General features: G+C 31.9%; 26 protein-coding genes and 1 tRNA gene. 22 read left to right on the top strand and 5 right to left on the bottom strand.

Annotated features, from left to right (window positions below; all coding sequences use genetic code 11):
• Positions 1-3 precede the first annotated feature (3 nt).
• The 7 genes from WPG_RS13415 to WPG_RS13390 all read left to right on the top strand — a co-directional run bounded on the left by WPG_RS13415 (position 4) and on the right by WPG_RS13390 (position 3232).
• The gene (locus tag WPG_RS13415; RefSeq protein WP_045473610.1) at positions 4-468 is read left to right on the top strand and encodes a hypothetical protein; all 465 of its coding nucleotides are present in this window, start codon (positions 4-6) and stop codon (positions 466-468) included.
• Positions 465-659 (top strand): hypothetical protein, encoded by a 195-nt coding sequence (locus WPG_RS13410; protein WP_052471283.1) that lies wholly within the window; start codon positions 465-467, stop codon positions 657-659. The genes WPG_RS13415 and WPG_RS13410 overlap by 4 nt, the downstream gene beginning before the upstream one ends.
• 208 nt (positions 660-867) lie before the next feature.
• The gene (locus WPG_RS13405; protein ID WP_052471282.1) at positions 868-1428 is read left to right on the top strand and encodes a DUF4870 domain-containing protein; all 561 of its coding nucleotides are present in this window, start codon (positions 868-870) and stop codon (positions 1426-1428) included.
• 103 nt (positions 1429-1531) lie between these two features.
• A complete protein-coding gene (locus WPG_RS13400) occupies positions 1532-1864 on the top strand; it encodes a hypothetical protein (protein ID WP_045473603.1) in 333 nt (110 codons plus the stop codon).
• Between the two features lie 123 nt (positions 1865-1987).
• A complete protein-coding gene (locus WPG_RS13395) occupies positions 1988-2614 on the top strand; it encodes a hypothetical protein (protein ID WP_045473601.1) in 627 nt (208 codons plus the stop codon).
• Positions 2615-2803: 189 nt separating this feature from the next.
• Positions 2804-2950 carry a hypothetical protein gene (locus WPG_RS18235; protein WP_171817186.1) on the top strand — a complete coding sequence of 49 codons (147 nt, stop codon included), beginning with the start codon at positions 2804-2806 and terminating at the stop codon, positions 2948-2950.
• A gap of 99 nt (positions 2951-3049) precedes the next feature.
• Positions 3050-3232 (top strand): nuclear transport factor 2 family protein, encoded by a 183-nt coding sequence (locus tag WPG_RS13390; protein WP_144374478.1) that lies wholly within the window; start codon positions 3050-3052, stop codon positions 3230-3232.
• Positions 3233-3503: 271 nt separating this feature from the next.
• Here WPG_RS13390 and WPG_RS13385 read toward each other — a convergent pair whose 3' ends face one another.
• The gene (locus WPG_RS13385; RefSeq protein ID WP_045473597.1) at positions 3504-4718 is read right to left on the bottom strand and encodes a peroxiredoxin family protein; all 1215 of its coding nucleotides are present in this window, start codon (positions 4716-4718) and stop codon (positions 3504-3506) included.
• Between the two features lie 116 nt (positions 4719-4834).
• Between WPG_RS13385 and pheT the strand changes: the two genes are divergently transcribed.
• The 8 genes from pheT (at position 4835) to ribB (ending at position 15483) form a co-directional block, all read left to right on the top strand.
• Complete coding sequence (gene pheT, locus WPG_RS13380; protein ID WP_045473595.1) at positions 4835-7261, top strand: phenylalanine--tRNA ligase subunit beta; 2427 nt, start codon at positions 4835-4837, stop codon at positions 7259-7261.
• Between the two features lie 111 nt (positions 7262-7372).
• Complete coding sequence (tpx, locus tag WPG_RS13375) at positions 7373-7873, top strand: thiol peroxidase (RefSeq protein WP_045473593.1); 501 nt, start codon at positions 7373-7375, stop codon at positions 7871-7873.
• 93 nt (positions 7874-7966) lie between these two features.
• Positions 7967-8335, top strand: a complete 369-nt coding sequence (locus tag WPG_RS13370) for a diacylglycerol kinase (RefSeq protein WP_045473591.1) — start codon at positions 7967-7969, stop codon at positions 8333-8335.
• Positions 8336-8406: 71 nt separating this feature from the next.
• Complete coding sequence (locus WPG_RS13365; RefSeq protein WP_052471281.1) at positions 8407-9180, top strand: M15 family metallopeptidase; 774 nt, start codon at positions 8407-8409, stop codon at positions 9178-9180.
• Positions 9181-9231: 51 nt separating this feature from the next.
• On the top strand, positions 9232-11652 hold the full coding sequence (locus tag WPG_RS13360) for an FtsK/SpoIIIE family DNA translocase (protein WP_045473589.1): 2421 nt from the start codon (positions 9232-9234) through the stop codon (positions 11650-11652).
• A 19-nt stretch (positions 11653-11671) separates the two neighbouring features.
• Positions 11672-12313, top strand: coding sequence for a LolA family protein (locus WPG_RS13355; RefSeq protein WP_045473588.1), 642 nt, complete (start codon positions 11672-11674; stop codon positions 12311-12313).
• 5 nt (positions 12314-12318) lie between these two features.
• Positions 12319-14304 carry an LptF/LptG family permease gene (locus tag WPG_RS13350; protein WP_084221593.1) on the top strand — a complete coding sequence of 662 codons (1986 nt, stop codon included), beginning with the start codon at positions 12319-12321 and terminating at the stop codon, positions 14302-14304.
• 30 nt (positions 14305-14334) lie between these two features.
• A complete protein-coding gene (gene ribB, locus WPG_RS13345) occupies positions 14335-15483 on the top strand; it encodes a 3,4-dihydroxy-2-butanone-4-phosphate synthase (RefSeq protein WP_045473585.1) in 1149 nt (382 codons plus the stop codon).
• On the opposite strand, the gene WPG_RS13340 is transcribed toward ribB, so the two are convergent.
• The 3 genes from WPG_RS13340 to WPG_RS13330 form a co-directional block, all read right to left on the bottom strand.
• Positions 15480-17039: a family 16 glycosylhydrolase gene (locus tag WPG_RS13340; protein WP_045473583.1), complete on the bottom strand. Its 1560-nt coding sequence runs from the start codon at positions 17037-17039 to the stop codon at positions 15480-15482. The two genes, ribB and WPG_RS13340, sit on opposite strands and share 4 nt — an antisense overlap.
• A gap of 87 nt (positions 17040-17126) precedes the next feature.
• Positions 17127-18326: a DegT/DnrJ/EryC1/StrS family aminotransferase gene (locus tag WPG_RS13335; RefSeq protein WP_045473581.1), complete on the bottom strand. Its 1200-nt coding sequence runs from the start codon at positions 18324-18326 to the stop codon at positions 17127-17129.
• Positions 18327-18362: 36 nt separating this feature from the next.
• Positions 18363-18992, bottom strand: a complete 630-nt coding sequence (locus WPG_RS13330; RefSeq protein WP_045473579.1) for an NAD(P)H-dependent oxidoreductase — start codon at positions 18990-18992, stop codon at positions 18363-18365.
• 85 nt (positions 18993-19077) lie between these two features.
• On the opposite strand from WPG_RS13330, the gene WPG_RS13325 reads away from it, so the two are divergent.
• The 3 genes from WPG_RS13325 to WPG_RS13315 are packed head-to-tail and all read left to right on the top strand — an operon-like array spanning position 19078 to position 22434.
• Positions 19078-19695 (top strand): nucleotidyltransferase family protein, encoded by a 618-nt coding sequence (locus WPG_RS13325; RefSeq protein WP_045473577.1) that lies wholly within the window; start codon positions 19078-19080, stop codon positions 19693-19695.
• Positions 19696-19727: 32 nt separating this feature from the next.
• Positions 19728-20189, top strand: coding sequence for a (2Fe-2S)-binding protein (locus tag WPG_RS13320; protein ID WP_045473576.1), 462 nt, complete (start codon positions 19728-19730; stop codon positions 20187-20189).
• A gap of 10 nt (positions 20190-20199) precedes the next feature.
• A complete protein-coding gene (locus WPG_RS13315; RefSeq protein ID WP_045473574.1) occupies positions 20200-22434 on the top strand; it encodes a xanthine dehydrogenase family protein molybdopterin-binding subunit in 2235 nt (744 codons plus the stop codon).
• A gap of 44 nt (positions 22435-22478) precedes the next feature.
• On the opposite strand, the gene WPG_RS13310 is transcribed toward WPG_RS13315, so the two are convergent.
• Positions 22479-22563: transfer RNA gene (locus WPG_RS13310), tRNA-Ser, on the bottom strand.
• Between the two features lie 176 nt (positions 22564-22739).
• Here WPG_RS13310 and WPG_RS13305 point away from each other — a divergent pair.
• The 4 genes from WPG_RS13305 (at position 22740) to WPG_RS13290 (ending at position 26733) form a co-directional block, all read left to right on the top strand.
• The gene (locus WPG_RS13305) at positions 22740-23513 is read left to right on the top strand and encodes a DUF3108 domain-containing protein (protein WP_045473572.1); all 774 of its coding nucleotides are present in this window, start codon (positions 22740-22742) and stop codon (positions 23511-23513) included.
• A gap of 11 nt (positions 23514-23524) precedes the next feature.
• The gene (locus tag WPG_RS13300) at positions 23525-23860 is read left to right on the top strand and encodes a hypothetical protein (RefSeq protein ID WP_045473570.1); all 336 of its coding nucleotides are present in this window, start codon (positions 23525-23527) and stop codon (positions 23858-23860) included.
• 143 nt (positions 23861-24003) lie between these two features.
• Positions 24004-25035: a M28 family metallopeptidase gene (locus WPG_RS13295; protein ID WP_045473568.1), complete on the top strand. Its 1032-nt coding sequence runs from the start codon at positions 24004-24006 to the stop codon at positions 25033-25035.
• 123 nt (positions 25036-25158) lie between these two features.
• Positions 25159-26733 (top strand): M28 family metallopeptidase, encoded by a 1575-nt coding sequence (locus WPG_RS13290; protein ID WP_045473565.1) that lies wholly within the window; start codon positions 25159-25161, stop codon positions 26731-26733.
• Positions 26734-26766: the final 33 nt, after the last annotated feature.

The following is a 26766-nucleotide window of genomic DNA, read 5'->3' as shown; positions in this document are numbered from 1 at the left end:
ATAATGAAGCTTAACCAACATCCCACATTTCAACTTTTAGGTTTTGACCCTTATTGGGTCTGTGTTGTCTACGATCTCATTCATGAGCAATTCGATTCTCCTGTAAATGTAGAAGTTTTTCCAAATTTAAATTTAGATTGTAAAGCAAATGACCGTGTAAAATCTATTGAATACACTATAAAGCTTATACAAGATGTAAAACCTACTGAAGAAATCTTGTTTGGCTTAGCTAGCGGGAGGCATAAATTCGAAGTTTATAAAGACTTTAAACTTTACTTAAGCAATGAGGATTATAGTAATTTAATTTCCAACTCATCAAGTAGCAAATTAGATTACGGCATCTTAATAGATCAACAATGCGTTGTTAGTTCCCAAACAACAATTGGATTTGGAGTTAGCATTAAAAGAGGTGCTAAAATAGGACATCATAATAAAATTGGCCCTTTTACAGACATTAATCCAGTGTGACATCAGGAAACGTAACTATTGGAGAAGGTTGTGAAATTGGTACAGGGAGTTTGATAAAAAATAATATTACCATTGGCAACAACACATTCATAGGAATGGGAAGTGTAGTTACAAAAGATATTCCACCAAACTCTATTGTATATGGTAATCCATGTAAAGTAGTACGACCAAACAACCTATGGGAAATTTAAATTAATTTTAAAGTAAACAGAGTTACACAACAAATAGCTTATAAGCCATGAATACATACTTCATTATTCTAGCTTTAAAACAAAAATTACCCTTCACCAACTAATTGTTTTTATAGGATGCACGTTGTTATTTAGTAGATAAGCTTCTTAGAATTTTACGGGACTATTTTCTTTCATTACATTAGTAGTATAACACTATAGTAGTATTTTGAGCATTATTAAGGATATAAGAGAGCAATCTGGCTATACACAAATAGAGTTAGCCAAACAATCTGGCTTGTCTTTGAGAACGATTCAACGTTTAGAATCGAATAATAAAGAGCCCAAAGGACATTCTCTCACTGTTCTTTCTGAAGTTTTTAAAATACAGCCTTCTCAACTTCAAAATAAATTTAAAAGTATTGAACAGACAAAAGCCTCAGCAACCACTTCAATAAGACTCATAAATTTATCAATTCTATCTTTTATAGGTATTCCTTTTGGCAACATTATTCTACCATTTATACTTTGGCGAGTTTACCGAAAATCTAAATTGGTTGACGAAATGGGAAGACGAATTGTAAATATTCAAATTATATGGTGTTTAATTACTGCTCTGTTACTTGTAATTTGCCCTTTCATAAGTTTAAAATTTTTTGATAACGCTCAAATCATTTTATACGTTTTATTTGCATGCTATGCAGCAAATGTTATTCCTGTTTTTATGACAGCCATGAAATTAAAACGTAATAATTTCAATTTTTTCTATATTTCGCTTCGTCTTATTTAGCTAGTAGAATCAACTATTGTCGTAAAAATGGCGGTATACATAGTACTCAAATCTCATCCTATTGTATTTATTTAGAGACATCAATCTAAAACAATACATTGTTATGAAAACTAAATACATTCTTTGTGTCTTTCTCTTTACAAGTTTAATAAACTGTGGGTCAAAAAAAAATGCTATTAATCCTGATGACAAACTAATTGGCGACTGGAGTCTTGTCGCTGAAGCTACACCACAAGGAGACGTTCCTATAACTATGACTATTACTAAAAATGAAATGGGAACATTTAAAGGTTCATTTCAATCGATTATGGGGGATTTCACCATGTCAAATCTTGTTTTAAAAGATGGAAATATCTCTTGCAATTTCGATGTTCAAGGAGCGACTTTTGAGTTTAAAGTAGTATTTCTAATGACGAATTTACAGGTGAAACATTAGGACCTGGTCAAAGCTATCTTACCAATGGCAAAAGAAAGACAGAATAAAAAGTATTCATCAATCAAAATCAAACAATCATGAAGAAAAAAAATCAGCTATACATTACTTGTTGTTCTAATACTTATGCTCTCAGTTGGGTTTTATTATATAAGAAAATTCAACAATGCATTCTTCAAAGAAAAATCAGCTTACCTAGAATATAGCTTTGAATCCAAACCTATTTATTTTGATTGGGCTGCTAATTCTACAGGATCAGAAGGGTATCATGAACCACAAGCTGCAATGGTAGTTCCATTAAAAATTGAAGGCTTAGCACATCAATTCTATATGCAATTTGATACTGGTGCACCGCATTCCTTTATCTATGAAAATGATTTAAAATCCTTACGTGCTTTAGGCATGGACATTAAGGAAGTCACAAAAGGTGAGGAACGCTTTGTAGAGCAATTAGAATTTAAACTAGATGACAACTACATAAAAGCCTCAATGATTAGAATTTTAGGTAATTACGGACATGCTTTTAGTAAAAATGATACCATTTCTAGAATAGGCATAGGAACTATTGGTAGTGATTTTATAAAAGATCGTATAACAGCCATTGACTTTAAAAATCAAACCCTAGAGTTATTTAATGAGCATCCGGAATGGATGAAGACCTTACAAAAATTCAAACCCTTTGACTTCACAGGCAGGCGCATTATGTTACCTGTAACTATAAACGATAAAGATTATGAACTCTTTTATGATTGAGGTTGTAGTGCTTTTGGTTTAATTACTATTAAAAGTAGATTTGACACCTATAGTGATGAGAATACTGAAGCTATTGCATATAATGCCAAAAGCTGGGACAGCAGTATACCAATTACAAGCAAATTAACTGACCAACCAATTCATATAGGAAATTCTGAGTTAAGCTTAAAACGTGTTAGTTATATAAATATGTACACCTGGTCACAGTCATTAGTTACACCATTTACTAGAATTGGTGGCTGGTTAGGCAATCAACCATTTAATGAAAGTACTTTGATTCTCGATACAAAAACAGAAGAGTTTATTGTGGCCAAAAACTATAAGTTAAGTTACTAAGAACTAATAGTTATTGATAAAACATAATCTCTTTTACTTTCTAATTCATTGATTTTAAGTTTGAAAACTTTAACTTCGTTAGCACCTAAGTATAAGCCAATGAAACTATTTGCTATAATTACAATTATTATTGGATTAGCAATAGTCCCAATATCCACTCAAGAAAGTGATTTCAACCACAATAAACTTAAAACATTAGATGCTGCATGGGAAAAGGCACAATTAGAATTGAATTTTGATTTTATTGAGTCATTATTAGCTGAAGACTTTATATGGGTATAACCATGCAAATACGATTGATGATGAAGCTGCTGTTTTAAATCGGGTAAAAAGACACATTAAGAATAAAAACACAAGTACTAAATCTCGAGTTTCTAAAGACGTAAAAGTAATTATTTCTGGCACAACAGCTATCGTTAGTGGCTATACAATCATAGATCGAGGACCAAGCACAACGACCTATCATTTTATGAGAACTTATGTTGAAGCTGATGGAAAATATTACCTCATTGCAAATCACACCATGGCAATTCCTAAAAACAACTAATACATATTATTCAGCTAACAACTCTCCAACAAACCCTTCAAACTCGGTTTTAAACTCTATATATTTTTCACCAGTTGCTGGTCCATTAAAACCCGTATGAATTTTACGCACTTTACCTGTTTTATCTATAAAAATAGATGTCGGATAAGACAACACATGGTTAAGCATTGGTAATTTTTCTTGCGCCTTAGCTTTATCAGATGTTCCGTATTGTGCTAAGAGAATTGGGTACTCAATACCAATTTTAGATCGTAATCGATCTATTCTACTAAAAGCAGTCTCTTTATCCTTGGCGTATTCAAATGCCAAGGCTATAATTTCTAAATCGCTGTCTTTATTTTTATTGTAATAATCCGCATAGTATTTACTTTCGTCTAAACAATTAGGACACCAGGTTCCCATGATCTGCACAATCACCACTTTGTCTTTAAAACGATCGTCTTTAAGTCCTACCAACTCATCAGACGTATTAGGAAACACAAAATCAACACTATTGTAACCTTCTTTTAAAAACGTTAAGTCATTTGCACTAGGTAATTCGTAAGATGCATTTCGTTTTGCTACAAAAGGCTCTTTCCAATGGTTACCAGAATAGAACTGACCCTCTAAAGTTGAGTCCAAAACTTTTGCCGTAAATAAAAATGCATGTGCACCATCAAAGGTTGAGAGTTTCATTTCATTACCATCCATTACACCTTCTAGATAACGATAGTCACCTGTTGTGGTTCTAAATGTACCTGTTACCTTTTCTTCGTCTTGTGCAAAAATACCTTTAGCAATATACGCATCGTCTTCACTCTCTGGACTAAAAACGATTTCCCATATTCCAGTCACTTTTTGAGTAGGCTTAGATTTCGCATCAAAACGGTTTTCATTTTTAAATATTGCTTTAAATGGTACGATACGATCTAAACTTTCTTTTATAAAACTACCTTTTAGATTATCACCTTCAAAAACAGCAGCTATATAACCTTCAAAGACTGGTGCTTTAATAAAAATAGAATCATTTCTGTATTCAATTTCATCAACTTCAATAACCTCTTCAGCATTATATATATTCAATTCTCTAGGTGACTTTACTTCAAAAATAAAAGGTAACTCCTCATTGTCTTGTACTTCTAAAACTGCTCTGTAAGTTCCAACTTCTAACTTTTGTTGTTTTTTCTCTTCTTCACAATTCCATATTAAACTGACTAACAGAAGTACTAATATTTTTTTCATAAGAATATGTTTTCAATTGAGTTCGAAATTATAACAATGTCCTTACATAAAAAAGCCAATTTCAAATTTCATTGCCTAATCTGAATTACTATCTTTGCAACTTGATTAATTGACAAATGAAGATATCATACAACTGGCTTAAACAGTTTATAAAAGTAGATTGGGACGCTGAGAAAACAGGAGATTTATTAACTGATCTTGGTCTAGAAATTGAAGGTATAGAGCACTACCAATCTGTAAAAGGCGGATTAGAAGGTATCGTTGTTGGTGAGGTATTAACCTGCAAACAACATCCTAACGCTGATCGTTTAAAAGTAACTACTGTAAATATTGGTGCAGATGCACATTTACAAATTGTATGTGGAGCACCAAATGTTGCTGCAGGGCAAAAAGTACCTGTTGCTACTGTCGGAACGACACTTTATACGGCTGAAGGCGAAGCTTGGAAAATTAAAAAAGGTAAGATTCGTGGAGAAGAAAGCCATGGAATGATTTGTGCAGAAGACGAACTAGGACTTGGAGAATCTCACGACGGTATTATGGTTTTAGATAACCAGTATGTAGTCGGAACTGCTGCCGCAGAAATTTTCGATATTGAAAATGATGAAGTCTTTGAAATTGGCTTAACACCAAACCGAGCAGATGCCATGAGTCATTATGGTGTTGCACGTGATTTAAAAGCCGGATTATTACAATACGAAGTGAATGTAGAGTTAATTACACCTTCTGTAAGTTCTTATCATGTTGATACTAGATCATTAAAAATTGATGTCGATGTGCAAGACAAAGAAAAAGCCCCACGCTATTGTGGTGTTACCATTTCGGGAGTTAAAGTAAAAACATCACCAAGTTGGTTACAACATCGTCTAAAATCTATAGGCCTAACTCCTATTAATAATATTGTTGATGCTACAAATTATGTGTTGCATGAGCTTGGTCAACCACTCCATGCTTTTGATGCGCATAAAGTAACTGGAAATAAAGTTGAAGTTAAGACATGTGAGGCTGGCACAAAATTTACAACACTAGATGGTGTTGTAAGAGAGTTACACGAAGATGATTTAATGATTTGCGATGCTGAAAAACCAATGTGTATCGCTGGTGTTTTTGGAGGTATTGATTCTGGCGTTTCAGAAAATACCACTAATATTTTCTTAGAAAGCGCCTATTTCGATCCGGTTAGTATTAGAAAAACAGCAAAGCGTCATGCTTTAAATACAGATGCGTCTTTTAGATTTGAAAGAGGAATAGATCCTAACATTACAGAATATGCATTAAAGCGTGCTGCACTTTTGATAATTGAAATTGCTGGTGGTGAAATAACAAGTGATATTTCTGACTCTTACCCAAAGAAAATTGAAGACTTTGAAGTCCGACTAAGTTTTGAAAATGCCAAAAAATTAATTGGTGAAGAAATTCCTAGAGAAATTATTAAAGGTATTTTAACCTCTTTAGATATTAAAGTAAACAATGTTACCGAAGCTGGTTTAGGTTTAACTGTACCTGCGTACAGAAATGACGTACAGCGCGAAGCAGATATTATTGAAGAGATTCTTAGAGTATATGGTTATAACAATATAGGTACAACTGAAAAATTAAATGCCTCTATTTCTAATTCATCTCGATTTGAAGATTATAAACTTCAGAATATTATTGGTAATCAATTAGCATCTCAAGGGTTCTATGAGATTATGGCAAATTCTCTAACAACTCCAAAATATGTAGAGCTAAGTGAGCAATTAAATGCAGATCATAATGTAACAATGCTAAATCCTCTTAGTAATGATTTGGAAGTGATGCGTCAATCCTTATTGTTTTCTGGTTTAGAAGCGGTTGCTCATAACATCAATAGAAAGCGTGACGATTTAAAATTATTTGAATTTGGTAAAACCTATCACCAATATTCAGAAAACCGAGAAGAACATAAGCATTTATCTGTATTTGTTACCGGAAATAAAACTGAGGAGCGTTGGAACGCAACAACATCTCCTAGTGACTTCTTTTATTTAAAAGGAACTATTGAAACAGTTTTACAACGTTTAGGTTTAAATCGTTTTAGGTCAGCTCCAACAAAACTAGACATACTTAGTGAAGGTGTAAGTTTAACGCTTGGAAAGAAAACTTTAGTCAATTTTGGATTGGTAAAAAAATCAGTACTGAAACACTTTGGGATTTCTCAACCTGTATTGTTCGCAGATTTTAATTGGGATAATGTCCTAGATATGGCACAGCATAACAAGATAAAGTTTAGTGCTATCTCAAAATACCCAGAAGTTAGACGAGATTTTGCTTTGTTATTAGATCATAGTGTTTCTTTTGAAGAAATTAATACTATAGCCAAACAAACCGAAAAACAATTGCTTAAAAACGTGAACTTGTTTGATGTCTATGAAGGTAAAAAACTACCAGCAGGCAAAAAGAGTTATGCTGTGAGTTTTACACTTCAAGATAAAAATAAGACTTTAACAGATAAGCAAATAGACAAAATCATGTCTAAGCTTCAGAAAAATTTTGAATCTAAACTTGGTGCAGAGTTGAGGTAAAACTTTTAACAAAGTAATTGAGGTTTTAAGTTAATAAAAAATATTACATTATTATTCTCTACTAAAACACTCACTTTTCATATTTTTAGCAATAATTAAAACATCGAAAAAATGGCAAACGTAACTTTAGGAGGAACACCAGTAGAAACTATAGGAAATTTACCAGAAGTTGGTAGTAAAGCACCAGGCTTTAAGCTCACTGGAACAGATTTAGCAGATAAATCTAATAATGATTTTGATGGTAGTAGATTAGTTTTAAATATATTTCCAAGTGTAGATACAGGAACATGTGCACAATCTATTAGAACCTTTAATGAAAAAGCTAGTGAATTAGAAAATACAAAGGTATTATGTATTTCTAAAGATTTACCATTTGCTATGGCACGTTTTTGTGGTGCAGAAGGTATTGAAAATGTAGAAAGCTTTTCTGATTATAAAACTGGGGAATTTGGTGATGATTATGGATTGACTTTTACTACAGGAGCATTTGAAACCTTACTATCTCGTTGTATCGTTGTTATAGATGCAAACGGAACAGTTTTACATAATGAGCAGATTTCTGAAATTGCTGATGAGCCAAATTATGATGCAGCATTAGACGCATTAAAATAGTTTAAACCAGAAAACTATAATGCTGCGTTAGGTGCATTGAAATAATATTTATCAAATTATAAAAGTCGCAGCTAGTTTAGCATCATCTTTTTTATGCAAAAAAAAGAACCCTTCATTATTAATAGACTCAAAAGTGTAAGCTATGCTTTTAAAGGTATGCTTATTCTTATAAAAACTGAAGCTAGTATAAAAATACAAATCTTCATTGCTATTATCGTAACCATAACTGGTTTCTATTTTGATATTTCAAAAACAGAATGGATGGTTCAGTTTGCTATGATTGGTTTGGTAATGAGTATTGAAGGTTTAAATACCGCGGTAGAATATATTGCTGACTTTATCCACCCAGAATATCATAAAAAAATAGGATTAATTAAAGATGTTGCGGCTGGTGCTGTTTTTATAGCTTCAGTTGTTGCTGTAATTATTGCTGGTATTATTTATCTTCCAAAAATACTATAACATACCAAAATCATAAAAGACGACGTTAGTTCTTTATATATTTTGTTAAACTAATACCCAAAGTATAAATAATGAAAAATCTGTTCATACTTTTTTCTTTTATACTTATACATTTTAGTATAAATACTAACACTAAACATGTCATTGTAAATGAGAATATTGAAATACAAATTAACAGCACCAAAACAGTAGATAAGCTAACACCTTATATCACAAAAGATTTTGTATTAGGTAAATTTGATTACAAACAAGATTCAACATTTGTAAAAGTAAATTTTAAGCATTCTACGAAAGAGGTTTATCTTAAAAATGAAGTCTATACAGCTTTTGTGAGCATGCTAAATTCAGCAAAAAATGCAGGGATTGAGTTAAAAATAATCTCTGGAACCCGAAATTTCAAAGAACAAGAAACTATTTGGGAACGTAAATGGAATAGGTATAAGAATCTTACTCCAATTGCACGTGCATTAAAAATTTTAGAATATAGTTCAATGCCTTGTACATCTAGACATCATTGGGGAACAGATATCGATCTAAATAGTTTAAATAATTCGTATTTTAACAGCGGAAAAGGACTTGCAGAATATAATTGGTTGATAACTCATGCAAATAGCTTTGGATTTCATCAGGTTTATACTGAGAAAAACAAAAATAGAACAGGTTACAACTTAGAGAAATGGCATTGGTCTTATTTACCGTTAGCAAGTAAATATTTAGAGTTTTATAATTCTAAAATTGAGTCAATTTATATTAATGGATTTAAGGGTTCAGAACTTGTTGAAGATCTAAACATCATTGAAGATTATGTTAATGGCGTTTCTGATAAAGTGAAAAATTATAAATAAAATTTAGATTCCCTTTGTAGGGATGAGTTACCGAAATAAATTCGTCATAAAATGGCAAAAAAAACAACTAAAAAGAAAACAACTAAAGCTAAGCCAAAGACGAAATCTAAATTAAAAAAACCGTCTTTTAAGCTTTCAAATCAGCAAAAACTAGTTTTTGGTAGTCTGCTTATAATTCTTGGTGTACTTCTTTTTATTTCATTCTTGTCATTTATTTTTACTGGTAAAGAGGATCAGAGTGTTTTGAGTACGTTCCCAGAACGTTCAGACGCCTATAAAAATTGGGCAAGTCAGTTAGGTGCTGTAGTAAGTGAGTTTTTTATAACTAAAGGTTTTGGTATTCCTTCATTTATTTTTTCAGGTTTAATTTTTCTTTCAGGTGTTTATGTCACTTTAAATTTAAAAAAGGCTAAACTCACAAAACATTGGATATGGGGAACTTTAATCATAATTTGGCTATCTATATTCTTTGGTTTCTTTACACACAAATACGATATTCTTGGAGGCACTATTGGATACGAAATGAATCATTTTTTTCAAGATTATATAGGTAAAATAGGAACTATACTATTATTACTTTTTGGTCTTATAGCCTATCTCGCTATTCGTTTTAAAGTCACTGGTGATACTTTTGTTACACTATTTAATAGAGCTAAGCGTGATCTCAAAGAAGACTTACAATCCGAAAATAATGTGACACAACCAACTGTTGTATTTGATAACAGTTTAACCGATGAAGCTGATGCCATTAAATCTGCTTTTGAGATACCTTTAGACAAAGCAGAGCCAACAATTAGCAAACACTCTAAACCTAAGACTAAAACTGAGACTCCAACATTAACAATGGAAGTTGAAGAGAAGCCTATTGAAGAAACAATTGAAGAACCAGAATTGAAAGTTGAGAAAATAGCAGAAGAAAAATCTGAAACTGATAATCTTGCTGATAAGCTCGTTGAAGATTTCGGACAATTTGATCCTACTCTAGAACTTGCAAAATATCAATTTCCACCATTAGATTTATTAAAGAAATATGATAATGAAGGAATTTCTATAGATCAGGAAGAGCTTGAAGAGAATAAAAACAAAATTGTTGAGACATTAAGTAATTATAAAATTGGTATTAGTAGCATAAAGGCAACTATAGGACCAACAGTAACCCTTTATGAAATTGTACCAGAAGCTGGTATTAGAATTTCAAAAATCAAAAACTTAGAAGACGATATTGCTCTGTCATTAGCTGCACTTGGTATACGTATTATTGCACCAATCCCAGGAAAAGGAACTATCGGTATAGAAGTACCAAATAAAAACTCTACAATAGTATCTATGCGTTCTGTAATTGCTTCACAGAAGTTTCAGAAATCTGAAATGCAATTACCTATAGCATTTGGTAAAACTATTAGTAATGAAACCTTTGTGGTTGATTTAGCAAAAATGCCACATATGCTTATGGCTGGTGCTACTGGACAAGGTAAATCTGTTGGTTTAAATGCTGTCTTAACGTCTTTACTTTACAAAAAACATCCTGCAGAAGTTAAGTTTGTATTAGTGGATCCTAAAAAGGTTGAACTGACTTTATTTAATAAAATAGAACGTCATTATTTGGCAAAACTTCCGGATAGTGAAGATGCTATTATTACAGACAATACAAAGGTTATAAACACATTAAATTCACTTTGTATAGAAATGGACAATCGTTACGAAATGCTAAAGAATGCATTTTGTAGAAATATTGCAGAATACAACGCTAAATTTAAAGCAAGAAAGTTAAACCCAAATGACGGTCACGCCTTCTTACCATATATTGTTTTGGTTGTTGATGAGTTTGCAGATTTAATAATGACTGCAGGTAAGGAGGTAGAAACGCCTATTGCAAGACTAGCACAATTAGCACGTGCCATTGGTATACATTTAATTATCGCTACACAACGCCCCTCTGTTAATGTAATAACTGGTATTATTAAAGCAAACTTCCCAGCACGAATTGCATTTAGAGTCACAAGTAAGATAGATTCTCGTACTATTCTAGATGGATCTGGCGCAGACCAACTTATTGGTCGTGGTGATATGCTTTATACTCAAGGCAATGAATTAATACGAATTCAGTGTGCATTTGTTGATACTCCAGAAGTAGAAAAAATTACAGAATTTATAGGTTCACAAAAAGCTTATCCAGATGCACATTTACTGCCAGAATATGTTGGTGAGGAAGGTGGCACAAATCTTGATATAGATATTTCAGACAGAGATAAGTTGTTTAAGGACGCAGCAACAATTATTGTGACTGCACAACAAGGTTCCGCTTCCTTATTGCAACGAAAATTGAAATTAGGCTATAATAGAGCTGGTAGAATTATTGATCAGTTAGAAGCTGCAGGAATTGTTGGTTCTTTTGAAGGTAGTAAAGCAAGGCAGGTATTAGTACCAGATTTATTAGCTTTAGATCAATTATTAGAAAACGAAAAACAATAAAAAGATTATACGAAATAAGATGAAAAAATTAATTGTAATAGCATTTTTTACATTTGGAGCTATAGGTTTTGCACAAAGTGATGCAAAAGCTGAAGGCTTATTAACAGAAGTAAGTGAGAAAATAAAAGCGTATAAAAATATCAGCTTAGATTTTAAATACGAACTAAGTAATACAAGTGAAAATATTAGTCAAGAAACGCGAGGTGATGTTGTCATTGAAGGAGAAAAGTATAAACTTAATATTCTTGGTATCACTCGTATTTTTAATGGCAAAACTTTATATACTATTAGTCCAGAAGATGAAGAGGTTACTATTTCTTCTGATAATACAGAAGACGAAAGTACAATTACACCTAGTAAGATGTTATCCTTTTACGAGGATGGCTATACTTATAAAATGGATATTATACAGAATGTTAAGGGGAGGAAAATTCAATATGTAAAATTGAGCCCTATTGATACTAATTCTGAAATTAAGCATGTATTATTAGGTATAGATGCAACAACAAAACACATCTACAATTTAATTGAGGTAGGTAAAAACGGAACTAAAACAACATTAACCGTTAATTCTTTTAAAACAGATGAGCCTATTTCAAAAACCTTATTTACATTTGACGAAAGTAAATACAGTGATTACTTTATCAATAAAATTGACTAAGGATTTTGAAAATATTAGATAGGTACATACTTATCACATTCTTAAAGACGTTTTTTAGCGTCTTTATTATATTCATGTTTATCTTCGTTTTGCAAGGTATATGGCTGTACATCGCTGAACTTGCTGGTAAAGACTTAGATGTTTCTGTTACTGCAAAATTTATTCTGTATTACATGCCAAAGCTTATTCCTTTGGTTGTACCATTAACCATACTTTTATCTTCTATAATGGTATTTGGGAATTTTGCAGAAAACTATGAGTTTGCTGCCATGAAATCCACAGGTATTTCTCTACAACGTGCTATGCGAAGTCTAAGCGTCTTTATTGTTGCTCTTGGTATCGGCTGTTTCTTTTTCGCTAATAATGTAATTCCATGGGGAGAATACAATTTTTATAATTTAAGACGAAATATTGCTAAAGTAAAGCCTGCATTAGCTATTGCAGAAGGTCAATTTAATGAGATAGGAAATATCAATATTAAAGTAGATGAAAAGACTGGTGATAGAGGTCAGTTTCTTAAAAAAGTAATCATCCACCAAAAAAGTTCAGCACGAACTGGTAATTATAAAGTTATTTCCTCAGAAAAAGGTGAGCTTAAGAGTAGTCCAGATTCTAATATACTTCAACTCGAGTTAATCAACGGAAATTATTACGAAGAAATTGTAAATAGGGATGCGCGCAAAAATGTAAATAAACCGCATGTAAAAAGCTATTTTGATAATTATATTATAAATGTTGATTTAGAAATATTAAACTCTGATGAATTAGAAGAAAAAAACCATAGCGGACGATATAACATGCTAAATGTTAATCAATTAGTCAGAGCTCTAGATACACTTAATAATGAAAAGAAAGATGATTATAAAGCATTATCTAATACGTTGTATAATAGAAGTACATATTCCGCATTAAACCTAAATATTGATACCACAAACGTAGACACGCTTTACACAGGCGAAAATGTCATGGATTTATTTAATACTGGCAGTAAAACTCAAATTATAAACTTAGCTATTAATAATGCAAACAGTACACTCCAAATTATAGATTCTAACAAATCATCATTTGAAACAAAATCCATATGGCTTAATAAACACATTATAGCTTTACATGATAAATTTGTATTAGCATTTGCATGTATCATTCTATTTTTTGTTGGTGCACCACTTGGAGCTTTAATTAGAAAAGGCGGTCTTGGATTACCAATGGTCATAGCCATAGTTTTATTCTTAACCTATCATTTCTTTGGTATTTTTGCTAGAAACAGTGCAGAAAAAGGAAGCTTTGACCCAATAATCGGTTCATGGCTTTCTACTGCAATAATGTTTCCTTTAAGTATTTATTTAACTACAAGAGCTACTAATGATAAAGGAGTATTTCAATTTGATGCTTTACTAGTTCCATTTAAAAGATTATTTGCATCAAAAAGCAAGATTCAACTTTCAGAAAGTGATACTAAATCTTATAATTTTTACAAAAAATATTCAGTTGAAGAATTGGTCAGTATTATTAAAAAGCAAGATGAATACGATATAAATAAAAAACCAAAAGAAATTGCACTTCATAATTTATTACATAGAAAGATCCCACTTGAAGGTTTAAAAACTGAAGGTTTAGATGTTCCAGATAAACTCATTAAAGCTAAAAAATTACTTAAAGATTATAAAGACTATTCTAAAACTAGTTTAGTCACTTTTTGTATTGGTGCCATTCTGTTAGGATTACATTTTGTATTTAAAAACAATAAGTTACCTGCACTATCAGAAACCTCTTTAAGTCTTAGTATTGTTGCTTTCATATTCTTTATTATCTATCTGATTGTAGACGCTATTGTTTACTCTAAATTTTATAAGACTATAGAACAAAAAGCCAAAGGAAATAATATTTTAATTCTACTTCTTACACTTCCACTCTATCCTCTAAAATATATTTTTCTGAGAAGTAAAATAGGGCAAGACTTCTATCAGAGTTGTATTCAGAATATAAAATAAGCGTACCTTTGTATAACCAAACCTATTGTTATGACTACCAATAATTTAAAACAAACAACAAGTTTAAATACAATTGAAGAAGCCATTGAAGATATTCGTCAAGGTAAAATCATAATTGTTGTAGATGATGAGAACAGAGAAAACGAGGGTGATTTCTTGGCTGCTGCTGAAATGGTAACACCAGAGATGATCAACTTTATGGCAACTCATGGTCGTGGTTTAATTTGTGCTCCGCTTACAGAGCACCGTTGCAAAGAATTAGACCTTAATGTTATGGTTAGGAATAACACAGACCCAATGGAAACAGCATTTACTGTTTCTGTTGATCTTAGAGGTAATGGTGTTAGTACAGGAATTTCTGCCAGTGATAGAGCAAAAACAGTTAAGGCATTAGTAAATAAAGATACAAGAGCCTTTGAATTAGGAAGACCTGGACACATTTTCCCGTTAATAGCTAAAGAAGGTGGTGTATTAAGACGTACAGGCCATACTGAAGCTGCTATTGATTTTGCACGTTTAGCAGGATTTGAACCTGCAGGAGTCATAGTTGAAATCATGAACGAAGATGGTACTATGGCGCGTTTACCTGAGCTTTTAGAAGTAGCCAAAAAGTTTGATTTAAAAATAGTTTCTATAGAAGACCTTGTGGCTTATCGAATGGAATATGATTCTTTAATTGAAAGGAAAGAAGATTTTGATATTGAAACCCGATTTGGTAGGTTTAGATTAAGAGCATATTTACAAACTACAAATAACCAAGTACATATAGCACTTACTAAAGGGACTTGGAAATCTGATGAAGCCATTTTAACTAGAGTTAATGCTACATTAGTTAATAATGACATTTTAGGAACTTTAACTAATAATGCAGACCAGAAGTTAGACGACATGTTCAACGTTATTAATAAAGAAGGCAAGGGTGCTGTAATTTTTATTAATCAACAATCGCAAGCCATGAACTTATTAACAAGATTATCTATCCTTAAAGATAATCAAGTTGAAGGAAAACTTGTTAAAGCACCAAGCTTAGGTATGGACACCAAAGATTTTGGAATTGGAGCACAAATTCTTCACGATTTAAAAATCAGTAAACTAAAATTAATTTCTAACAGTCTTCAGACCAAACGAGTTGGTATGATTGGATATGGTTTAGAAATAGTTGAATACAGAAATTACTAATTGATAATAACTTTTTTGATAATTGTAGAGTTTCCAGAGTATATTTTCAACACGTAAAATCCAATCTCTAAATCTTCAACATTTATCTGGTTAATGTTTTCTTTTCTGTTCTCTTTGACCAATTGACCTATAGAATTGAAAAGTTCAATACTATCAACTAGTTCTTCAGATTTAATATTAATAAAAGAATTAACCGGATTTGGATAGACACTAAATTTATTTGCAAATTCATCATCAATACCTAAAACTGAATTCTGATAGACTCTTACATAATCTATAACCATACTACTCTGAGTAAAATTCGGATCTATTGTTCCCGAAACACCTCCCATTGCAATATTGAGTAGTAAATATTGGTCGTTATCAAAAGGCCAAGTACTACTATCTTTAACAGCAGGATTATAGGTGTAAAAACCAACGTTATCAATTAAAAAAGTAATTTGATTTGGTGACCAATTAACGGAGTATATATGAAATTCATTAGCTACATCGTTTAGTGTATATGATTGAAAATTCATAGTGTTTCCAAAACTAGAAGGTGTGTGCAAAGCACTACTGACGTGATTTGTCGCTCCTAAACCATGCTCCATTATATCTATCTCACCACATGCAGGCCAACCTGTAGTGCCAAATCCTTGTGTTTGCCAATACGCACCGGCTTCATTAATATTTTTACCCAATGTCCATATAGCTGGCCATGTCCCATCACCTTCAGGTAATCGTGCTCTAACATCTACTCTACCATGTGTAAAAGCAAACTTAGAATTCAGTCTTGCAGAAGTATATTGTTTTGTTTCTCCTTGATCTGTAAAATTCTCTTTTATAGCTACAATATTTAAAAAACCATTATCTACATAAGAATTTTCAATACGATTGGTATAGTGTTGTTCTTCACCATTAAACCAGTTTCCACCAGAAGGTAATTGAGTTTGGTGGAACCATTTATTTGAATCTAATACTCCATTTGTATCAAATTCATCGGACCATACTAAATCTGAGTAAATTATATCTAATGCGTTGGAATCCACTGCTGCAGATCCATCATTAATATCGTCAATCAAGTATGTTCCAGATAACGCTATGCCACCATCTATAAAAACAGTCATTCTGCTATAAGAACCAGTAGCATTTATATTAGTTCCTACACCACTTAAAATCGCGCTAGAGAAATCAAACACCATATCATTAGACCAACCCGAACCAGAATTATTTTGAACAACTTCAACATCTGGGTTAGTCCCATTTTCCAATTTTATCGTTATTGCATGATTATTAGGATCAAACTGATAAAACGATAATGTGATTTGGTTTTGTGTATCTAAATCTAATGGTTCAACTAAATCAATATAAAAACCTTGCCAATTCTCAGATCCATCATTAAAAAACTGACCTACATCATCGCTTGGATCTTGAGGGTTTACATTGAATGCAAAACCACTATTACTAAAAGTTGTGAAATTATGATTACTACTAGAGAAGTCAATTGGAGTTTGCTGGGAAAACATCAAAAGGCTAAAAATTAAAAATAATTTAAATAAAGTATAGCTTAGTTTCATAAAAAATAATTTTTTATAAAACTATAAAGTATTGAGAATAACTAATAATTTTAGACCTATACAAAACCTGTACAATCATAAAATCATTTATTCATTGATAATTTTTTTGATGCATTTAAGCATCTTCTCAGAACGAGACTTAACTTCTTCTTCTGTCCAAGACATTTTTATTAAACAAGAGATATTGCGAGAAATATAATAATCAGATTGTTCAAACTTTTTAGTCTGCAAATATTTTAACCCTTCCTTTACCTCTTTTGATATTGGAAACAAAGATTTTAAATCTTTAAGGTGATCCCATTTTCTAATGTAATGCCAATTGTTTTGATAGTAATTCCAGCACACATCAACTCCATTTTCTTTAAATGCTGTTGAAACTTTTTGAGCAAATTCAGCATCTGGTAAAAAGAAATTTAAAAACGCATAGCTTTCTTCACCACCTATAGGAACAGTTCTAAAAGTAACCTCAGGAATTTTAGATAATGAATCTCTTATAATAGTATAGTTTCTTTTCTGAATTCCTATAAACTCTGGCAAACGTCTAACTTGTGCCAAACCAACAGCGGCATTCAATTCAGAAATTCTAAAGTTATAGCCTAAAAATGGATGTGATTCTGTTCCTCTATCATTTCCTATATGATCATGACCATGATCACTGTAATGATCCGCATTAATATAATAGTCTCTATTATTTGTAACCACAGCTCCACCTTCTCCACAAGTGATAGTCTTTACAAAATCGAATGAAAAACAACCTAAATCTGCAATACTACCAAGTGGTTTCCCTTTGTAAGTTCCTCCAATGGCTTGACAAGCATCTTCAACAAAAATCAAATTATGACTATCACAAATAGTTCTTAATGCATCCATATTTGCCATACTACCACACATTTGCACCACCATAACAGCTTTTGTTTTTGGTGAAATAGATGCTTCAACGGCTTTAGGGTCTAATGTTAAAGTATCATCAATATCTACTAAAACAGGAATTGCACCTAACATCATTATAGCTTCAAAACTTGCCACAAATGTGAATGTTGGCATAATGACTTCATCACCAGCACCTACTCCAGCAGATGCTAAAGCGACTGAAACTGCTGCAGTTCCACTAGACACTAGTTGAACGTACTCAGAATCAAATGTTTTTTCCAATTCTGCTTCTAGCTCTTTCGCCTTCCAATGGCCCTTGCGCATTCCATCAAAACCGTAACGCATTAAAACACCATTGTCTAAGACGTCATTAACTTCTTTTCGTTCTAAATCACTAAATAATTCGAATCCTGGCATAAATTACTGTAATAATTAAGTGTTTGTTCTTTATTGTTATAATTCTATAATCGTTTCAGAAAGTTGTTTTCTTACTTTTTTAAATTCAGAAAACATATCGTCATTTGCTCTATAACCAACAGGAAGTAACAATACTGAATTTAAACCATGAGATTCTAAATTTAATGCTTTATCATATTCTGATGAGATAAAGCCCTCCATCGGACAACTATCAATACTCTCTGCTGCACAAACTGTCATCAAATTACCTAATGCTATGTATGCTTGTTTAGTAGCCCAAGCTTCCTTTTTATCTGCCGGCATGTTTTCAATAGTAGACTTCATTTGCGATTTGAAGCCTTCTAATACAGAATCAGGTGTATTTCTAATGTCTTTTATATTTTCAAAATGCTCATTCACATCATTCTCATCAATTCTTGTCTGAATACAAAGCACTAATAAATGTGATGAATCAACAACCTGACGTTGTCCATAAGACAATTTTACCAAATCCTCTCTAACTGATTTGTTTTCAACAATAACTAGTTTAAGGGTCTGTAAACCATAAGATAAAGCTGTTAAATTAAAAGCTTCTTTTATAATTGATAACTTTTCATTTGATAACTTCTTATTTGCATCAAACTTTTTAGTAGCATAGCGCCATTGCAATTTTTTAATTATAGACATTCAATCTTTTTTTTTCAAAAATACGGAATAAAGCTATTGCTTAATTTTTATTCATCAAAGACTAATTATTTTAAATAACTTTAACATGAGTAATTATAATTTTAACGTGAAGCAGAATATTTCAATTCTTATCCTTGCTGCTGGTAATTCAAACCGAATGGGAACCAGCAAACAACTTTTACCTGTTGGTAAAACGACTCTTTTAGGAGTAACTATAGAAAATGCATTACTGTCTAACGCTAATAAAGTCTATTGCGTTCTTGGTGCAAATGCAAAAATCATTACTGAATCTATTTCTAATTATAATGTTGATACTATATTCAATTCAAAATATAAATCGGGCTTAAGTTCTAGTATAGTTAAAGGAATTGAACATATAGAAGAGGAAAACTTAGACGCTGTTTTAATTTTGTTAGGTGATCAGCCATTTATTGAAAGTATATATATAAATGAGATTATAGATGCTTACACAAAACATGATAAAACTATAATAGCGTCTTTATACAAAACATCTTTGGGTGTACCAGCTCTTATTCCTAAAAAATATTTTAATGATTTATTAAAACTAAAAGGGGATAATGGAGCTAAAAGCTTTTTTAAGACTCAGAAAGAAAATATAATTTCAATAAAAAATGGAAAGTTGATGGATATAGACACCAAAGAGCAATACCAAGACTTTATAAATTCTTCAAATTCTGAATAAAATAGATTAACTTTAAAGGAAATATTAAACTCATGGCAAGTTATAATTTAAAAATCAACGGAAAAAGAGTCAGTATTTATGTAGATTCTGATACCCCATTACTTTGGGTACTCAGAGATGAGCTTAATTTAGTGGGTACTAAATTTGGTTGCGGAATAGGTCAATGTGGAGTGTGTACGGTTCACGTAGATGGAGTGGCAACTAGAAGTTGTCTTTTACCTGCATCTCGCTTAGAAGATTCAGAAATAACAACTATTGAGGGTTTATCTGATGATAAATTACACCCTGTGCAAGATGCCTGGAAAGAATTAGATGTACCACAATGTGGTTACTGCCAAGCTGGTCAAATAATGACCGCTTCTTCTTTTTTAAAGGAAAATCCTAGCCCAACTAATCAAGAAATAAGAAATGCTATGCACGGTAACCTATGTAGATGTGCAAGTTATAATAGAATAGAAAAAGCAGTAGCATTAGCCGCTAAAAAAATGTCTTAAACTAAATATTATGGAAAATCAAAACAAAATAACTTTTAGTAGACGGAATTTTATTAGAACTTCTGCACTTGCAAGTGGTGGGCTTTTAATTGGATTCAACTTTTTAAATTCTTGCAAAGAAGCTGTTGTTCCTCCTATTGATGTCTCAAAATTAAACTTTAATGACTTTAATGCATTTATAAAAATTGCAGATAATGGCTATGTTACTATTTTTTCACCTAACCCAGAAATAGGACAAGGAGTTAAAACTTCAATGCCAATGTTAATTGCAGAAGAACTAGATGTGCCTTGGGAACATGTTACTGTAGAACAAGGTGCTCTAGATACAAAGAATTTTCAAAGGCAAGTCGCAGGTGGTAGTCAGTCTATCCGTTTTGGATGGGATGCATTAAGACAAACAGGTGCTACAACAAAGCAAATGTTAATTAATGCTGCTGCCGTAAAATGGAATGTAGATGCATCAACTTGTGCCGCTTCGGATGGAATTATAAAAAATGCCAAAGGTGATAAATTAGGTTATGGAGATGTTGTTAATGAGGCGGCTTTATTAGAAGTGCCTGAAGACATTACTTTAAAATCACCTAAAGACTATAAGATAATCGGTAAAGATGCTATTAATGTAGATATCGATAATATTATTACAGGTAAACCACTATTTGGATTAGATTATAAAGTAGATGGAATGTTGTATGCTTCAGTTTTGAGACCTCCAGCTTTTGGGCAAATTTTAGAATCATATGATGCTTCTGAGGCTAAAGGCTTGCCAGGCATTATAGATGTCTTTGTTATTGGAGAAAAGGCAAGGAATTATTTAAATCAAGAAAATTTTGATGGATCAGCACATTGGAGTGTTCGTTTAAGTGAAACAGACAAGATAGTAATTATTGGCAAAACCACTTGGGACGTTATAAAAGCTAAAAAAACGATTAATGTTGTATGGAAAAATAAGTCATTAGCTGAGAGCACAGATTTACATGATAAAAAATTGAATGATTTACTTAATGGAAATGATTTTAATACAAGAAGGTCAGATGGTAATGTAAAAAAAGCATTTGCCAATGCTGATAAAATTATTGAGCGTATTTACGAGTCTCCTTTTTTACCTCATAATTGTATGGAGCCGATGAACTTTTTTGCTGATGTTACAAAGGACAAAGTACATTTAGTTGGTCCCGTACAGACACCAGAAGCTGCATCTAAGGTTGTTGCTTCCCTATTAAATAGAGATCTTGAAAATGTTCATGTAGAAATGACAAGAATGGGTGGAGGTTTTGGAAGACGCCTATATGGGGATTTTGTTTATGAAGCTGCTGAAATTTCTGATAAAATCAAAAAGCCAATTAAACTAATTTGCACTAGAGAAGATGATATGACCCTAGGTGTATATCGTCCAGCCATTAAATACAAAATAGCGGCATCTATAAAAGATAATAAAATCTCAGGATATCATCTCAAGGAAGCAGCTATTAATAGTAATATGTATGGATTAATTCCACACTTTTTCCCTGCAGGTGCAATTGAAAATTACCAGGTTGACACTGCAAACTTTCAAAGTAATATAACCACAGGTGCATGGAGAGCTCCTTACACTAATTTTTTAGCTTATGCTGAGCAAAGTTTTATTGATGAAATCGCTGATGAGTTAAATGTTGATTCAGTTCAACTTCGCTTAGATTTATTAAAAAACGTAAAAGACGGAGAAGATCCAAACATTCAGTATTCAGCAAAGCGAATGACCGAGACTATAAAATTAGCTGCTGAAAAAGGTAAATGGAAAAAAACTAATAATGAAGTATTTCAGGGATTTGCAGCGTATTACAGTCATAATACACATGTAGCAGAAGTTGTTGATATAACGTTAAAAAATGGTTTACCTTCAATAGATAAGGTTACGGTTGCAGTAGATTGTGGCATTGTTATTAATCCAACTGGTGCAAAAAATCAAATTGAAGGAGGTGTTCTTGATGGCATAGGGCATGCAATGTTTGCAGATTTTTCTTTCAAAAATGGAAAACCAGATGACGTCAACTTTAACACCTATCGTCTAATTAGAATGAACGAAACTCCCATTGTCGAAACCTATTTTGTCGAAAGTGAATTATCACCAACAGGGCTCGGAGAGCCTGGGTTACCACCAGCTGGTGGCGCTTTAGCGAATGCTATAAAGGCAGCTACTGGTCAAATCATTACTAAACAACCTTTTGTAAAAGAACTAAATAAACGAAAAACGGATTTAACAATATAATCTCAAATAAAAAAGGCTTTATCATATATGATAAAGCCTTTTTGCGGAGAAAGAGGGATTCGAACCCCCGGAGGTGTGACCCTCAACAGTTTTCAAGACTGCCGCATTCGACCACTCTGCCATTTCTCCTTTAGCGGGTGCAAATATAAAATCCTTTTTATTGTAGCCAAAGCTATTTTGTAGTTTTTTTATTAAAATTCATAAATTGATTTATAAAACAATTATTAGCATCATTTAATAAAGCATTGTATTTTTCGGCACAATATGTGTTAATTAAATGGTAGCTATCAAAAAACTCAATTTTTATGAAACCAATTGCTTTAGTAGTAATCATTTTAATAAGCTTAAATAGTTTTTCTCAAAATAAGACTATTAGAGCTGGTGAGAAATTGGTTTATAATGCTTCTTATAATGTCTTTGGCTTATTAACAGACATTGCACAAGTAAAAATGGAAACAAGCGAAGTAAAGGCTAATAAAAGTATTTTATTGCGTTTAAAGTGCACTGTAACTACATATGAAAAATGGGATGATTTTTTTAGAATAAGAGATCTTTATGAAAGTTATGTCAACCCAAAGACATTAACACCTTATTTATATAAAAGAGATGTTAATGAAGGTGGTGTGTACAAATTTATGCAATATAAGTATAATCATAAATCCAAACTTGTAAAAAGCTTAAAACGCACAAAGAATAAAAAAGGAGAAACTTTAGACGAAAATAAATCAGTTAGAGTTAGTTCCGCCACAAAGGACTTAGTGAGTACATTATATAGTATTAGAAATATGGACTTAGATATTTTTAGTCCTGGAGATGAAGAAAACCTCCCTATTATATATGATAATATAGAAACCACTCTAACTGTAAAGTATCATAAAAAAGAAACTGTTTCTACAGAAATTGGTAATACTGAATGTCATAAACTTGCCTTATCAATTAAAGGTAGCGATATACTAAAAGATAATAATGATAACTTTCTGTGGTTAACAGCTGATGCTAAAAAAATCCCGGTATACGCAAAAATCAAAACTTCTTTAGGAAATGGAGAGTTTAAAATTGTATCAGCAACTGAGCAGTAAAATTAATAGTTATGAAAAAATTATTTATCATTTTAGGTTTTTTAACTGCTATAGTGGCTGTAATACTTGCAGTAACCCCATTATCAAATTTATCAGTAATACCAATTAGTGTTGCTTTTATTTGTGGCTTAATAGTATTACTTATTTCTAAAAAAAAGAAAGCAAAAACGAAAACCATACAGTATATCTTCCTATTGGTTATTATATCATTAAGCTTAACTATATATAAAAATGTCATTCAAACAACAAAAGTTGGAAATACTGAAGGCCTCGAAGAACGTGATAAAGAAAATCTAGAAGATTCAAGGGAAGTCCTTAGAGATGTTGAGTTTGATGAAGATTTTTAAAGCTTCAATCTGATTGTAAGAAAACATGTCATCAATTTAGCTTATTTTTGAGGAAATCAAATAGTTAGATAAGAGAATAAATTCAAAATTATAGTCTTTAAGTAATTAATATCTAACAATAAAAAAACGATAGACATAAACGTATGAAAGTATTAGTTGCGTCAGCACTTATTCTTGTTGGTTCTTGTTCAACATTAAGACACAGTGAAAAAATTGACAACTTAAAAGAAAGTATTGAATACGATGATGAAGCTATTGTAAAACAGTACTTAAATACAATCAGTAAAGAAGAATTAAAAATATATGTCGAAGAAGTATCTTCAGACAAATATAATGGGAGATTAACTGGTGAAGAAGGTCATAATCAAGTATGTGACTATATCAGAAATTATTACAAGTCACAAAACATTAAGGCTCCTGAATCTCATCCAAATTACTATCAAAAAGTACCAAAAGAAGAACTTCCTAATGATTTAAAAGATTCTCAAAACATTATTGCATATATAGAAGGATCTGAATTTCCGGATGAATATGTTTATATAACTGCCCATTCAGATCATGAAGGTGTAATTGACGGGGAAATATATAATGGTGCAGATGATAACGGATCTGGTACTGCAGCAGTTTTTGAAATTGCTGAAGCATTTAGTATGGCAATTGAAGATGGATATCGTCCAAAAAGAAGTATTGTATTCTTACATGTAACTGCAGAGGAAGTAGGTCTTCATGGATCACGTTATTACACAGATCATCCAATTTTTCCTTTAGAAACTACAGTTTCAACATTAAATATTGATATGATTGGCAGAGTTGATGAGCGCCATAAGGAAAATGAAAATTACATTTATCTTATTGGCGCAGACAAAATGAGTACCGAATTGCACTTTATTGCTCAAGAAGCTAATTCAACATTCACAAATTTAGAATTGGACTATACTTATAATGCAGATAATGATCATAATGGATATTATTATAGGTCTGACCATTATAATTTTGCAACAAAAGGAGTACCTGTGATTTTCTTTTTCAATGGAGAGCACGAGGATTATACCAAACCGACAGATACAGCAGACAAAATAAATTACCCTTTACTTGCAAAACGTACAAAATTAATATTTGCGACTGCTTGGTACTTAGCAAATGCACCAAACCGCTTGAAAGTTGAAATTATTTAGTTTTTTTTGTCAAAAGAGAATTATTATAAATCTATACCTCCCCTATTTTTTTTAACTTCACAACCTATTAAATTAAGTTAGCAATAACTTAATTTAAAAACTAAAACTCTAATTTTAATTGAAATGAAAAAACTAGTATTCACCTTTTTTATAACCGCATTAATTATAAGTTGCGGAACATCTTCTAAAAGTAATACATCTTCTGCTCAAAAAACAGAAATGGTAGACGCGTCAGAGTTTGCATCTTCAATTACAATTGAAGAATTAAAAACAATGCTTTATAAGTATGCTTCTGATGAATTTGAAGGGAGAGAAACTGGAGAAAAAGGTCAGAAAATGGCTGTTGAGTATTTAAAATCTCAGTACAAAGCTCTTGGTATTGAAACACCTTTAGGTAATGACGATTATTTTCAAGAAGTGCCATTAAAAAAGCAAAGTGTCTCAGAAGCAGTAATTTCAATTAATGGGGCGAATTTCAAAAGTTTTGAAGACCATATAGTTTTAAGAGCCTCTGGTAGTATCGACGTTTCTTTAGACGAAATTATATATGTTGGTTATGGTATTGACGCTGATAACTATTCAGACTACAAAAACATCGATGTAAAGGGTAAAATTGTTTTAGCAAAAGCAGGGGAACCAAAAGATGAATCAGGCAATTATGTAACTTCTGGTAATTCTGAGGATACTAAATGGACTAATGGAAGACAATCTTTATCGAGTAAAAGAGATGCCGCAACAGAAAACGGTGCATCTGGATTAATTTACATGGATGATAATTTATTTGCTAGATATGCACCATACTATCAAAGATTGGCTGCAGCTGGAAGTTCTGGACGTTTATCATTAGTAAGTAACAAACCTGGATTGACAATGCTTATGGTCAATAAGAATTTCGCAAAAGCTTTACATCCACCCATTGCAGAAGATGATACCTCTAAATCTATAAAAACTAAAATGGAATTATCCATAGAAAATAAATCAGAAGCTGTTACATCCGAAAATGTTGTTGCATTTATTAAAGGTTCAGAAAAACCTGATGAAATTTTGGTGATTTCTGCACACTTAGATCACGAAGGTGTTAAAGATGGTCAAGTATATAATGGCGCTGACGATGATGGTTCGGGTACTATTGCAATATTAGAAATTGCAGAAGCATTTAAAATGGCTGAAAAAGCAGGTAGTGGCCCAAAACGCTCAATTCTATTTTTGCATGTAACAGGTGAAGAAAAAGGACTTTTAGGTTCTAGACATTATACAGATAATGACCCAATATTTCCTTTAGAAAATACAGTAGCAGATCTTAATATTGATATGATAGGCAGAACAGATCCTAAGCGAAAAGAAGGTGATAGAAACTATATTTACTTAATAGGAAGTGATAAGTTAAGTACAGATTTGCACAATCTTTCTGAGGATGTAAATAAAAAATATACTAATGTTGAGTTAGACTATACCTATAATGATGAAAATGATCCTAATCGCTACTACTACCGTTCAGATCATTACAATTTTGCAAAGAATAATGTCCCAGTAATTTTTTACTTTAATGGTACACATGACGATTATCATAAACCAACTGACACAGCAGATAAGATTGAATATGACTTATTAGAAAACAGAACACGCTTAGTGTTTCATACAGCTTGGGAAATTGCTAATAGAGATGAGAGAATTGTAGTAGACAAAGCTACTGATTAGTATAATAAAGTGATATACAACAACCTCTCAATA

Origin of the sequence: Winogradskyella sp. PG-2 (genome assembly GCF_000828715.1) — a bacterium.
Taxonomy (GTDB): domain Bacteria; phylum Bacteroidota; class Bacteroidia; order Flavobacteriales; family Flavobacteriaceae; genus Winogradskyella.
This window is presented reverse-complemented; position numbering and strand designations above follow the sequence as displayed.